Below are 12,982 nucleotides of genomic sequence, written 5' to 3' on the forward strand. Positions count from 1 at the left end.
GGCAGCGATCACCGGCGAAACCGATGGCTGCATGGAACCCGGCAGCCTAGCCCAGCGCCGTCCCGGCGCCAAGTCCGCGTCCGGTTTGCCCCCCGCCGGACGCGCGCGGGTGGGATACCGCCCAGCCTTGGCCGGGCTGCCTGTCCCGGCCGCGCCGCAGGAGCGGCTTCGGCCACGACGCCAGCCACAGGAGCCGGCGCGACCTTGGCCGCACCCGCGAGGCTGCCCGGGGCGTACTCCTAGGGACAGCTTGCGGGCTGGCCCGCGGCGACCGGGCCGGCAACGGCGGCGATCTGCGCGGCGAGCCGGGCCAGCGCCTGCTGGTGGCCCTGCACCAGGGCGTCGTAGCCGGGGCCGACCGACTCGCGGATGCGGCTGGTGCAGGCCAGCACGGCGCCGCCCTTGGGCTGGCGCACGCTCCAGGCCGCATCGATCAGGGCGTACTCGCCCGGCTGCGAGTCGAAGCGGCGCAGGTCCAGCTTGATCCGCAGCACCGGCTTGCTGCCGGCCGGCAGGCCGGTGACGTCCTGCGTGTTCAAGGCATGGGCGAGGTCGGCCGACAGCGCGCCGCGCACCTCGTCGGCGAGCGGCGCGATCCAGCGCTCGCCGTTCAGCGGCGCCACGCCCTGCCCGCCCTGGCGGACCACCAGTTGCGGCTGGTCGACCTGGGCCGGCACGCCCACCGGCAGCAGCTCGAACTGGAACGCCGCCGGCGCCCCGGCGGGCGCCTCCGCGGCCGGCGGCACCAGGGTGTAGTAGTGCAGCGGCGCCGAGCTGCAGGCGGCCAGCGCCAGCGCCAGGGCGCTGCCGGCCAGGTAACGGACGCCGCCGGTCAGGTATCGCAGACGGATCATGGCTTGCTTCCTTGTTTCGGTGCCTGCGCCGGGGCCGGCCGGGCCTGGGGCGGGTCGGCCGGGCGGCCGCGGATCAGCGCCTCCGGATGCACGCCCAGGTAATCGGTGAGCACGCGCAGCGAGCGCGCCATGCGCTGCAACTGCTTCAGCGTGTCGCCCAGGTTCTGCTGCAGCGGCGAATCGTTCGACAGGGCCTGGTCGGCCGTGCCCAGGGTCTGCTGCGCGCCCTTGAGCGTGTTCCTGAACTCGGGCAGCACTTCGCCGTTGACCTGCTTCAGCGTGCGGTTCAGCTCGCCCAGGGTCTGGTCGAGGTTGCGCCCGATGCTGTCGAACGGGATCTTCTGCAGCTTGTCCACGATCTCGGCCATCTGCTCCTGCAGCTTGTCGAAGCTGCCCGGCGCGGTCGGGATCTCCAGCGGCTTGCCGGCCGGGTCGAAATCCGCCTTCGGCGCGTTCGGGATGAAGTCCATCGCGATGTAGAGTTGGCCGGTGAGCAGGTTGCCGGTGCGCGCCTGCGCGCGCAGGCCGTGCTCGATCAGGCGGCCGAGCATGATCGACAGGTCGGGCTCGCCGCGGGCCTTGGCCAACTCGGACAGCTTGTCGTAGGCGCGGCCGAGCCGCTGCGGATAGACCACCGCGCCGACGGTCACCGGGAAGCGCTGCTTCTTGTCGTCGTAGTCGAGGTTGATCGATACCACGCGGCCGATGTTGATGCCGAGGAACTCCACCGGCGCGTCCACCACCAGGCCGCGCAGCGATTGCTCGAAGCGCATGCGGATGTAGTGCGGCTCGCCGTCCGGCGGCGCCATCGCCGTGACCTGGTCGCCGAACAGCTTGTAGCTGGCGCCTTCCGCCGCCGGCGTGCTGTCGTGCGGGCCGCGCGGGTCCTGGAAGGCCACGCCGCCGGCCAGCACGGTGGCCAGCGACTGGGTGTTGAGCTTGAGCCCGTTGGCGCCCAGCGAGACGTCCACGCCGCTGGCGTTCCAGAAGCGCGTCGAGGTGGTGACGAAGCGGTCGTTGGGACCGTCCACGAAGATCTGCAGCGAGACGCCCTTGCCGTCCTTGTCCAACTGGTAGGACACCACGCGGCCGACCTGGATGCGCCGGAAGTACACGGGCGAGCCGATGTCCAGCGAGCCCAGGTCGTCGCTGTGCAGGCTGAAGCTCTTGCCCGGCGCGCCGTGCGGCACCGCCGGCGGGATCTCCAGGCCGGTGAACTCGTTGCGGTACTCCTGCGAATCGCCGGTGTCGGCGCCGATGAAGGCGCCCGACAGCAGCGTGTCCACGCCCGACACGCCGCCCAGCCCGATCCGCGGCCGCACCACCCAGTAGCGCGTGCCGGCGGTGGCGAAGCTCTCGGCGCTCTTCTCCAGCGCCACCCGCACCCGCACCTTGCTGCGGTCGCGGGTCAGATCGATGCGGTTGACCTTGCCGATCACCACGTTCTTGTACTTCACCGGCGTCTTGCCGGCTTCCAGCCCCTCGGCGGTCTGGAAGGTGATGGTGATGTTGGGCCCGGCCTGCATCCAGCCGTGCACCACCAGCGACAGGCCGACCAGCGCGGCCAGCGCCGGCACCAGCCAGATCAGCGAGGCGTTGAAGCGGCGGCGCTGCACCACTGGTTCGGGCAGTTCGTCGCGCGATGGCGTGGGGTTGTCAGTCATCGTTGGTCCTGCCGTCCCAGATCAGGCGGGGGTCGAAGCTCATGGAAGCGAGCATGGTAAGTACCACGGTCAGCCCGAAGAACACCACGCCAGGCAGCGGCTCCACCCGGCTGAGGAAATTGAAGCGCACCAGCGCGGTCAGCAGCGCCACCACGAACACGTCGAGCATCGACCAGTAGCCGATGAACTCGACCAGCCGGTACAGCCGGGCGCGCTGCCGCTGCGCCCAGTCGGTGCCACTGCGCGCGCTCAGCAGCAAGGTGGCGAGCACCAGGAACTTCAGCATCGGCACCACGATGCTGGCGGTGAACACGATCACCGCCAGGTCGGGCGATCCCTTCACCCACAGCTCGATCACGCCGCTCAGGATGGTGTTGTCGTCGACGTCGCCCAGGCTCACCGTGCGCATGATCGGCAGCAGGTTGGCCGGCAGGTACAGGATGAAGGCGGCGATCAGCAGCGCCCAGGTGCGCGCCAGGCTGGCGGTCTTGCGCCGGTGCAGCGCCGAGCCGCAGCGCGGGCAGGCGGCATCGTGCCGGCCGACGTCGCGGCACACCAGACCGCAGACGTGGCAGCCGATCAGGCCCAGGTCGCGCGCGCGCGGCAGCGCGCTCATGCGGCCGGCCCCGGTTCCGGCGCCAGGTCCCACAACTGGCGCAGGTCGATGCCCGAGAACAGCGTGATCAGCAGCATCAGCCCCGCATAGGCGTAGATGCCCGGGTTGGCCACCACGTCGAAATAGTTGTGCGCCTTGACGATCGCCACCAGCGCGCCGAGCACGAACACCTCGCTCATCGTCCAGGGTTGCACGTAGTGCAGCGCCACCATCGCCGGGGTGAAGCCCGGCGCGCGGCGGCCGCTGCGCGCGTGCCACAGCACCCAGCCAAGCAGCAGCATCTTGCCCAGCGGGAAGAAGAACAGCGTGGCCGCGGCCAGCACCGACACCACCTGCGACTGCTGCTGCCACATCACCACGATCATGCCCCACAGCGTGGTGCTGATCTGCTGCGCACCCAGCCCCAGCGTCACCACCGGCCAGACGTTGGCGATCAGGAACACGATCAGCGCCGTCAGCACCAGCGCCAGCATGCTGTCCACCCCGAACACCTGGTGGCGTTCGAGCACCGCCTGGCAACGGGCGCAGCGCGCCACCTCGCCGTAGCCCAGCGTGCGCCGCCGGTACACCGTGTCGCAATGCTCGCAGACCAGCAGCGCCGACCGCGCCGCGGGCGATGGCGCGCGCCTGGATGGAAGACTCGATGCCGGCGTGGTCATGCGCGGATTCTCGCATGCTGCGCCGTGAAGGCGACATGCCGCGCGCCTGCCCGGCCGCCGCCTCTTGATATGCTCGGCGGCGCCCTGATCTGTTGGCGATCTGCCGCCGGAGAGTTCCCGTGAGTCCCGACCTCGACACCGCCCAAGCACCCGCCCACGTATTCGACGTCAGCCAGGACGGCTTCGAGGCCGACGTGCTCGAAGCCTCGCTCGCCACGCCGGTGCTGCTCGACTTCTGGGCCGACTGGTGCGAGCCGTGCAAGACCCTCGGGCCGCTGCTGGAAAAGCTCGCCGGCGAATACAACGGCGCGTTCCGGCTCGGCAAGGTGGACGTCGAGCAGAACCCGCAGTTGGCCGGCATGTTCGGCATCCGCAGCATTCCCACGGTGATCCTGGTCAAGGACGGCCAGCCGCTCGACGGCTTCGCCGGCGCGCTGCCGGAAGGCCAGTTGCGCGAATTCCTTTCGCGCCACGTGCAGCCGCTGGCGGCCGCCGCCGAGGCCGCGATCGAGGAAACGCCCGAATCCCCGGCCGAGGCGATCGACCGCCTGCGGCAGGCCATCGCGGCCGAGCCGGACCGGCCGGAGCTGAAGCTCGACCTCGCCCTTGCGCTCATGCGCGCCGGCCAGGTCGAGCCGGCCCGCGCCGAACTCGACGCGCTGCCGGCCAACCTCGCCACCGATGCCCGCGCCGTGCGCCTGCGCAGCCAGTTGGACCTGGCCGCCGCGCTGGCCGGCGCGCCGGCCCTGGACGAACTGCGCCGGCGCGTCGATGCCGACGCCGGCGACTGGGCCGCGCGCGACCTGCTCGGCGTGCGCCTGCTGCTGGAAGGCGACGCCGCGGCCGGCCTCGACCAGTTCCTCGCCATCCTCGAACGCGCCCGCGACTGGAACGACGGCGCCGCGAAGAAGCGCCTGCTCGCCGCCTTCGCCACCCTGGACGACGCCGAGCTGGTCGGCCGCTACCGCCGCCGGATGGCCTCGCTGCTGTTCTAGCCAGTAAGGCGATCAGGCCAAGGCGATAAACAGCCGCCTTCCCCCGGGCAAGGCGGCCATCATTCCATACGCACAAGTATGTTCGGGTATGCTGGCGCCTCCGCCCAGCTACCCGGCCTCCCATGCGCGCATCCACCTTCCGTCGCCTGTTCAACCTGTGGCCGCCGTTCCTGCTCAACAGCATGCGGCTGCAGCGGCTCAACGACGACTGGAGCGAGGCGCGGGTGGTGCTGCGGCTGCGCCCGTGGAACCGCAACTACGTGCGCACCCAGTTCGGCGGCAACCTGTTCGCGATGACCGACCCGTTCTGGATGCTGATGGTGATGCACCAGCTCGGCAGCGACTACTACGTATGGGACAAGGCCGGCGCGATCGACTTCGTCGCCCCCGGCCGCGAGGACGTCTACGCGCACTTCAGGCTCGAGCCCGCCGTGGTCGAGGAACTGCGCAACGCCGCCGCCAGCGGCGACAAGGTGCTGCGCTGGTTCGAGACCGAGGTGACCACCGCCGCCGGCGAGGTGATCGCCCGCGTGCGCAAGCAGCTCTACGTGCGATTGAAGCCGAAGGTGCGCAGTTGATGCCGAAGGTGTGTTGACCGCTTCCGGGAAGGTGCGCCGACCGCTTCCGGCTCCTTGGCCTGCCCCTTGCCTGTTCCTTGCCGCCTTCGTCCTTGGCACCTCGGCTCCTCGCAGCCCCGGGTTCATCACAGCCTCTTGTTTCTCCTGCTCTCCGCAGCCCCAACCTCCCTCACCGTCATTCCGGCGAAGGCCGGAATCCAGTCAGGCCACTTCTGCGCAGCAGGCAAAACGGCTTTGTGTGCTACGCATGGCCTTTTCACTGGATTCCGGCCTTCGCCGGAATGACGGGGTGGCGGGTTGGAGTGGTGGGCACGAACGCGGCATTACAGGCCAGGGACTTCACTCCCGCTCGAAGCGGGCGATCTCCTCCAGCATCACTTCCGCTTTGCGCACGCTGCTGCCGGCGAAGTTGTTCTCCAGCCAGCGACGATGCCCCGCCCGGCGGATCAGCCCGTACGCCAGCAGTGCCAGTGCCAGCGAAACGGCACCGCTGAATACCAGATAGGTGGCCAGCCACGGTGCATGCGACCGATAGTCGCCATTCCACGGGTCGAAGGCATACTGGATCAGCATGAGTACCGCGGGTACCCAGATGACGCTGCCCAGCAAGGCGAACACCGGCGCCTCCACTCGCACGCGCCAGGCGCGCAGCCGAGCGAGACGGCGTTGGATCTCCAACACAGGCGCGGCGTAGTCGATAGCCTGCAGTTGGTGCAGCAGTTGTCCGGCGAAAGCGACTATCAGGGTACCGAATACCTGCATCGCGATGCCGCATGCCATCTGATGCGCCACGCCCAGGTGCGTGGCCCAGAACGAAATGCCCCACAGCATCGCGGCGACGCCGAAAGCGATCTGCACCGCCTGCCCCCATACCAGTGGGCGCAGGCCGCGCCGCAGCTTGTCGAGCCGTCCGTCGCGGAACAGTTGCAGGTTCAGCGCGTACTGTTGCTCCAGCCGATGGTCGAATGCCTGCCAGGCCTGCTTGAAGTCGTCGAGTTCCATGGTCATGCCCTTGCGGTGGACGTGGGCGCGGCCGTCATGCGGCCGCGCAGGGTCTGCTTGACGCGGCCGATCTTGGTCGCCACGTTGGTCTCGCTGATGCCGAGGATCTCGGCGATCTCGGCGTAGCTGCGGTCTTCCAGGTACAGCAGGATCAAGGCGCGGTTGAGCGCGTCGAGCTCACCGATGAAGGCGTACAGCGCGGCGAGGCGCTCGTCCTGCTCGGCGATCGGCTCGCCGCCGCCGACGGTTTCCAGGTGGCGCTCGTCCAGCGGCTCGGTGCGGTGCGCCAGCGAGCCTTTCTCGCGCCGCCGCTGCGAGATCGCCACGTTCAGCGCGATGCGGTACAGCCAGGTGGAGAACTTCGCGCGCCGCTCGTCGTAGCCGCCGAACGAGCGCCACAACTGCACGCTGATCTCCTGCGCCAGGTCGTTGCGGTCCTCCGCCTCGCTGGCGTAGACCGAGGCCACCTTGAAGATGATCCTGCGATGCTCGCGCAGCAGCGCCTCGAACCGTTGCTGGTGTTGTCTGTCGGTCATGCCGCCGGAATCCCCGTTGTCCGATCCATGATTCGCACGGGCGCGGAAAAAATCACGGCCATGGCGCTTCGGCCCGGCAACGCCGCGCCGGCACGCCTACAATGGGCGGCCATTCCCCCCACGGTATGCCCATGCCGCCCCTGCGACTCAAGCGCTATCTGCTGACCGGCCTGCTCACCTTCATCCCGCTGTGGGTGACCTGGGCGGTGTTCAAGTTCGTGCTGGGCCTGCTGGCCGGCATCGGCGCGCCGCTGGTGGCCGCGCTGCTGGGCGCGATCGCGCTGGCGGCGCCGCGCACGGCGGCCTCGCTGAACAGCGAGTGGCTGGTCTTCGTGCTCGCCCTGCTTATCACCCTGGGCGCGCTGTACCTGCTGGGCGCGCTGGCGCACCGGGTGATCGGCCGGCGCATCCTCGACGCCTTCGACGGCCTGCTGGCGCGCATCCCGCTGGTGCAGACGATCTACGGCGGTACCAAGAAGCTGATGGCGGTGCTGCAGCAGAAGCCGTCCGGGGTGCAGCGCGTGGTGCTGGTCGATTTCCCGCGCCAGGGCATGAAGGTGGTCGGCTTCGTCACCCGCGTGATGACCGAGGAAGGCAGCGGCCGCGAGATGGCGGCGGTATACATCCCGACCACGCCCAACCCCACCGGCGGCTACCTCGAAGTGGTGCCGCTGGACGAGCTGACCCCGACCGACTGGACGATGGACCAGGCGATGGCCTTCATCATCTCCGGCGGCGCGGTGGCGCCCGACACGCTGCCCGCCTCGCCCGGCCTGCCCGCCTCCAGGCCGTAGAGGCGCGTTCCGTGCGCGATGTGGCTGGCTGCATCGCACGCACGCCGCCGTGCTTCCGCAACCGGCCCGCCCAGGATTTCCCTGCTCCGCCCGATGCCGCACCGCTTCACCCAGGCCGTGCCCGAGATCCAGCCGCCGGCCGACCCGGCGACCGGCCACTGCGCCAGCACACCGCTGGCACGGCGACCGTGCCGCAGGCGTCCGCCCGCTGCCGCCGCGCTTGAGCACACCCGGCAGGCCCGCCGCCCCACCCTTCCTGAACTGGTCGCATCATGCGCCCTGCCGGCCCGGAAACAGTCCGGCCGCCACGCTATCCTGCCCCGGCCACCCCTGACCTTTGACACTGTCTGGCCCATGACTCATGGCATAGCGTGAAAAGTCATGGCCGCGCCGGGGGAGACGCCGCCATACCCATACCATCCGCCTACGGGCACTTCTTCACAGAGGGATATCCATGTCCAAGCCGTATCTGAAGCCGCTTGCGCTCGCCGTGAGCCTGGCCCTGTCGCTGACCGCCTGCGGCAAGCACGACGCCGAGCAGGCCGCGCCGGCCGCCAGCAGCACTGCCCCTGCAGCCGCCGGCACCGCCGCGACGGCCGCGGCCGCACCGAAGAGCGTGTTCGACGTCAGCGAACTGGACAAGGGCATCGACGCCTGCCAGGACTTCAACGGCTTCGTCAACGCCAAGTGGGTCGCCGCCAACCCGATCCCGTCCGATCGCACCCGCTGGGGCGCCTTCGACCAGCTCGCCGAGAACAGCCTGAATACCCAGCACGACATCGTCGAGGCGGCCGCCAAGGGCGCCGCGCAGGCCCCGGCCGGCTCGGTCGAGCAGAAGATCGGCTACCTGTACCAGTCCGGCATGAACGAGGACGCCATCGAGAAGGCCGGCTTCGAGCCGATCAAGCCCAAGCTCGACGCCATCGCCGGCCTGAAGAACGGCGCCGACGTGGCCGACTACCTCGACAAGAGCTTCGCCGGCGGCGACCTGCAGGTGTTCTCCTTCGGCTCGGGCGCCGACTTCAAGCACGCCGACATGCAGATCGCCTACGTCAACCAGAGCGGCCTGGGCCTGCCGACCAAGGACTACTACCTCGACCCGAAGCATGCCGAGGAGCGCAAGGCTTACCTGGCCTACATCGCCAAGGCGCTGCAGTTGACCGGCGTCTCCGAGGCCGACGCGAAGAAGCAGGCCGACCAGGTGCTGGCGTTCGAGACCGAACTGGCCAAGGCCTCGCTGGCGCCGGTGGAAGAGCGCGACCCGGCCAACCAGTACCACTTCGTCAGCGTCAAGGACGCCGACAAGGTCACCCCGCACTTCAGCTGGGAGAAGTTCTTCGCCGCGCAGGGCGTGACCGTCGACAAGGGCTTCTCGCTGTCGCAGCCGAAGTTCTTCGCCGAGTTCGACAAGCTGCTCGCCAGCGCGCCGATCGACCAGTGGCAGGCCTACCTGCGCTTCCACGTCATCGACGACGCCTCGAACTACCTGAGCAAGGGCTTCCAGGACAACAAGTTCGACTTCTACAGCAAGACCCTGGCCGGCCAGCCCGAGCAGAAGCCGCGCTGGAAGCGCGTGCTGGGCGCGGTGAACGGCTCCATGGGCGAGGCGCTGGGCAAGCTGTACGTCGACAAGATGTTCAAGCCCGAAGCCAAGCAGCGCGCGCAGGAGCTGGTCGACAACGTGCGCAACGCGCTGAAGGCGCGCATCCAGAACCTCGACTGGATGAGCGACGAGACCAAGGCCAAGGCGATCGCCAAGTGGGACACCTTCCTGCCCAAGATCGGCTACCCGGACAAGTGGCGCGACTGGTCGGGCCTGACCGTCGGCCCCGACAGCTACTACGGCAACGTGATGGCGGCGGCGAAGTTCAACTACGACTACGACATCGCCAAGATCGGCAAGCCGACCGACCGCAAGGAATGGGGCATGACCCCGCAGACGGTCAACGCCTACTACAACCCGACCGACAACACGATCAACTTCCCGGCCGCGATCCTGCAGCCGCCGTTCTTCGACGCCAGCGCCGACGATGCGATCAACTACGGCGGCATCGGCGCGGTGATCGGCCACGAGGCCAGCCACGGCTTCGACGACGAGGGCAGCCAGTTCGACGGCGCCGGCAACAACGTGAACTGGTGGACCAAGGAAGACCGCGCCAAGTTCGACGCGCGCACCGACAAGCTGGTGCAGCAGTTCAACGACTACACGCCGATCAAGGACAAGCCGGACGCGCACGTCAACGGCAAGCTGACCCTGGGCGAGAACATCGCCGACCTGGGCGGCCTGAACGTCGCGTACGACGCCCTGCAGGCGGCGCTGAAGCAGCATCCGGAAGAGGCCGGCAAGCAGATCGACGGCTATACGCCCGACCAGCGATTCTTCCTGAACTGGGCCCGCGTATGGCGCGGCAGCGTGCGCGAGAAGCAGGCGCTGCTGTACCTCAACACCGATCCGCACGCGCCGGCCTCGCTGCGCGCGATCGGCGCGCCGTCGAACATGGAAGCCTTCGCCACGGCGTTCCAGTGCAAGCCGGGCAGCGCCATGGTCCGCCCGGCCGACAAGCAGGTGAAGATCTGGTAAGCCCTGCCCGCTGAACCGCCGCGGCCCGGCCGCGGCATGACGCGAAGGCCCCGCATGCGAATGCGGGGCCTTTTCGTTGGCGCATGCATTGGGCACCGCGCCTCGCCATTACGAATTTATTGCAAATCATTCTCATTAAAATTACTATGGGGAGATCGCCCCAGCCCGCGCCCCGGCGCGGATGCCGGTGCGCCGTTTTTTCCGGACACGACGAACCCGATGGCGCAAGCGGCGGGCGGCGCCTGCTGCGCGGGTCGCCGGCATGCCTTCGAGGCGCCCGGAAGCACGTATCGCAACGCTAAGGAACTCCAGCAATGGCCTTCATCAAGAGCCGCAAGCATGCCGTCAACCGTCGCCAGTCCCTGGGCGCCGCCACCGCCGCCACCCTGCTGACCAGCTTCGCGCTGGCGCACCCGGCCCTGGCGGCGGACACCGGCACCACCGCGCAGGTGTCCGACACCAAGAACCTGCCCGGCGTGAAGGTGGAGGCGAACCGCGGCGCGGATTACCACGTCGACAAGGTGTCGTCGCCGAAATTCACCCAGCCGCTGCTGGATACCCCGCAGACCATCAGCGTCATCTCCAAGGACCTCATCCAGGACCAGGGCGCCACCACGCTGACCGAGGCGCTGCGCAACAGCCCCGGCGTGGGCACCTTCTACGTCGGCGAGAACGGCAGCACCTCGACCGGCGACGCGGTCTACATGCGCGGCTTCGACGCGTCGAGCAGCATCTTCGTCGACGGCGTGCGCGACATGGGCTCGATCTCCCGCGACGTGTTCAACATCGAGCAGGTCGAGGTCGAGAAGGGCCCCGCCGGCACCGACAACGGCCGCACCTCGGCCGGCGGCGCGATCAACCTGGTCAGCAAGCAGCCGCAGTTGATGAACGCCGTGTCCGGCTCGGTCTCCTACGGCAACGCCAACCGCAAGCGCGCCACCGCCGACTGGAACCAGGCGATCGGCGAGCACAGCGCCTTCCGCCTGAACGTGCTGGGCCAGAAGGCCGGCGTGGCCGGCCGCAACGACGTGGAGAACAACCGCTGGGGCGTCGCGCCCTCGCTGGCCTTCGGCCTCGGCACGCCGACCCGGCTCTACATCGACCTGCTGCACGTGAAGCAGAACAACGTGCCCGACGGCGGCGTGGCCACCATCGGCCTGCCCAGCTACCGCAGCCCCGACCCGACCCGCCCGTGGCTGAACGGCGCGCCGCGCGCCGACCAGGACAAGTTCTACGGCACCGATGCCGACCACGACCACGTCAAGGCCGACATGGCCACGGTGCGCGTCGAGCACGACTTCGCCAACGGCGCCGTGCTGCGCAACACCACGCGCTGGGGCAAGACGCACCAGGACTACCTGCTCACCTCGTTCATGTACAGCGCGGCCAACCTGGTCACGCCGGATCCCGCCGACCCGTCCACCTGGACCGTCGCGCGCAGCAATCCGACGTTCAAGGACAACACCAACAAGATCGTCACCAACCAGACCAACTTCACCACGTCGTTCCATACCGGCAGCGTCGAGCACAGCCTCAGCACCGGCATCGAGCTGACCCAGGAGAAGCTGTCCACCGTGGGCGTGGCCGCGCTCAACGGCAGCAAGTGGACGCCGGCCAGCGTGTACCACCCGAACCCGGACAGCGCCACCGGACTGGTCTGGGGCCGCAACGGCACCGGCAGCGAAGGCAAGACCACCACCGAGGCGGCCTATGCGTTCGACACCCTGAAGTTCGGCGAGCAGTGGCTGGTCACCGGCGGCGTGCGCCTGGACCACTACAAGACCGAGTTCGACAGCACGGTGGCCTGCGGCGGCCGCGGCGCACCGGCCTGCGGCGCTTCGCCCACCGGCACCGTCGTCCCGGGCGTGGACGCCACCAAGTCGGACAACCTGCTGAACTGGAAGATCGGCGTGGTCTACAAGCCCGCCGCCAACGGCAGCGTCTATGCCGACTACGCCGTCTCCGCGCAGCCGCCGGGCGGCGCCCAGCTGCAACTGAGCTCCTCGGCCAACAGCGCGGACAACCCCGCGTTCGATCCGCAGAAGGCGCGCACCGCCGAGCTGGGCACGAAGTGGAACCTGTTCGGCGACGACCTGCTGCTCACCGCCGCGGTCTACCGCACCGAGGTTAGCAACGACATCGCCCAGGGCGACGACGGCCTCTACTACCAGACCGGCAAGAAGCGCGTCAGCGGCGTGGAGCTCAGCGCCGTGGGCAAGCTGAGCGACCGCTGGTCGGTCAGCTCGGGCTTCACCACGATGGACACCAAGGTCATCAGGGGCACGGTGGTCTCGCAGGACGGCTCCAGCGACCTGGCCTACACGCCCAAGTACGCCTTCACCGCATGGACGACCTACCAGCTCCCGTTCGGCCTGACCATCGGCGGCGGCGCGCGCTATGCCGGCGAGATGAAGCGCGGCAAGGACGGCGCCGTGGGCACGCCGGACTACACCAAGTCCTACATGGTGTTCGACGCCATGGCGACCTACGCCGTCAACAAGCATTTCGACCTGCAGTTGAACGTCTACAACCTGGCCGACAAGAAATACGTATCGGCCATCAACAAGAGCGGCTACCGCTACACGCCGGGCACGCCGCGCTCGGCCCTGCTGACGGCCAACTTCCGCTTCTGATCCGTCGCCTTACTAGGGCACACTCAAGGCCTTCCCCCGCCGGGGAAGGCCTTGGCTTTTGAGGAACCCG

The 12,982-nt window shown here is 68.9% G+C and carries 11 protein-coding genes; 5 read left to right on the forward strand and 6 right to left on the reverse strand.

The window, feature by feature from the left end; translation table 11 throughout:
- Positions 1–239: 239 nt before the first annotated feature.
- The 4 genes from ASG87_RS16440 to ASG87_RS16455 are packed head-to-tail and all read right to left on the reverse strand — an operon-like array spanning position 240 to position 3,793.
- Positions 240–854 carry a PqiC family protein gene (locus tag ASG87_RS16440; protein ID WP_056007720.1) on the reverse strand — a complete coding sequence of 205 codons (615 nt, stop codon included), beginning with the start codon at positions 852–854 and terminating at the stop codon, positions 240–242.
- Complete coding sequence (locus ASG87_RS16445) at positions 851–2,518, reverse strand: MlaD family protein (RefSeq protein WP_056007723.1); 1,668 nt, start codon at positions 2,516–2,518, stop codon at positions 851–853. Before ASG87_RS16445 ends, ASG87_RS16440 begins: the two co-directional genes overlap by 4 nt.
- Entirely contained in the window at positions 2,511–3,134 is a 624-nt protein-coding gene (locus ASG87_RS16450) for a paraquat-inducible protein A (RefSeq protein ID WP_056007726.1), read from the reverse strand. The genes ASG87_RS16445 and ASG87_RS16450 overlap by 8 nt, the downstream gene beginning before the upstream one ends.
- Entirely contained in the window at positions 3,131–3,793 is a 663-nt protein-coding gene (locus tag ASG87_RS16455; protein ID WP_082583045.1) for a paraquat-inducible protein A, read from the reverse strand. Before ASG87_RS16455 ends, ASG87_RS16450 begins: the two co-directional genes overlap by 4 nt.
- Positions 3,794–3,912: 119 nt before the next feature.
- Between ASG87_RS16455 and ASG87_RS16460 the strand changes: the two genes are divergently transcribed.
- The gene (locus ASG87_RS16460) at positions 3,913–4,788 is read left to right on the forward strand and encodes a tetratricopeptide repeat protein (protein ID WP_056007729.1); all 876 of its coding nucleotides are present in this window, start codon (positions 3,913–3,915) and stop codon (positions 4,786–4,788) included.
- A 122-nt stretch (positions 4,789–4,910) separates the two neighbouring features.
- Positions 4,911–5,366, forward strand: coding sequence for a DUF4442 domain-containing protein (locus ASG87_RS16465; protein ID WP_056007732.1), 456 nt, complete (start codon positions 4,911–4,913; stop codon positions 5,364–5,366).
- A 339-nt stretch (positions 5,367–5,705) separates the two neighbouring features.
- Here ASG87_RS16465 and ASG87_RS16470 read toward each other — a convergent pair whose 3' ends face one another.
- Together ASG87_RS16470 and ASG87_RS16475 are read right to left on the reverse strand one after the other, a co-directional pair.
- Positions 5,706–6,368 (reverse strand): hypothetical protein, encoded by a 663-nt coding sequence (locus tag ASG87_RS16470; RefSeq protein ID WP_056007735.1) that lies wholly within the window; start codon positions 6,366–6,368, stop codon positions 5,706–5,708.
- 2 nt (positions 6,369–6,370) lie between these two features.
- Entirely contained in the window at positions 6,371–6,904 is a 534-nt protein-coding gene (locus ASG87_RS16475; protein WP_056007737.1) for a sigma-70 family RNA polymerase sigma factor, read from the reverse strand.
- Positions 6,905–7,035: 131 nt separating this feature from the next.
- On the opposite strand from ASG87_RS16475, the gene ASG87_RS16480 reads away from it, so the two are divergent.
- The 3 genes from ASG87_RS16480 (at position 7,036) to ASG87_RS16490 (ending at position 12,912) form a co-directional block, all read left to right on the forward strand.
- Entirely contained in the window at positions 7,036–7,698 is a 663-nt protein-coding gene (locus ASG87_RS16480) for a DUF502 domain-containing protein (protein WP_082583046.1), read from the forward strand.
- Between the two features lie 454 nt (positions 7,699–8,152).
- On the forward strand, positions 8,153–10,279 hold the full coding sequence (locus ASG87_RS16485) for a M13 family metallopeptidase (RefSeq protein ID WP_056007743.1): 2,127 nt from the start codon (positions 8,153–8,155) through the stop codon (positions 10,277–10,279).
- 314 nt (positions 10,280–10,593) lie between these two features.
- A complete protein-coding gene (locus tag ASG87_RS16490) occupies positions 10,594–12,912 on the forward strand; it encodes a catecholate siderophore receptor Fiu (RefSeq protein WP_056007746.1) in 2,319 nt (772 codons plus the stop codon).
- Positions 12,913–12,982: the final 70 nt, after the last annotated feature.

This window comes from Frateuria sp. Soil773, from assembly GCF_001428405.1.
In the GTDB taxonomy this organism is placed as follows: Bacteria; Pseudomonadota; Gammaproteobacteria; order Xanthomonadales; family Rhodanobacteraceae; genus LMSL01.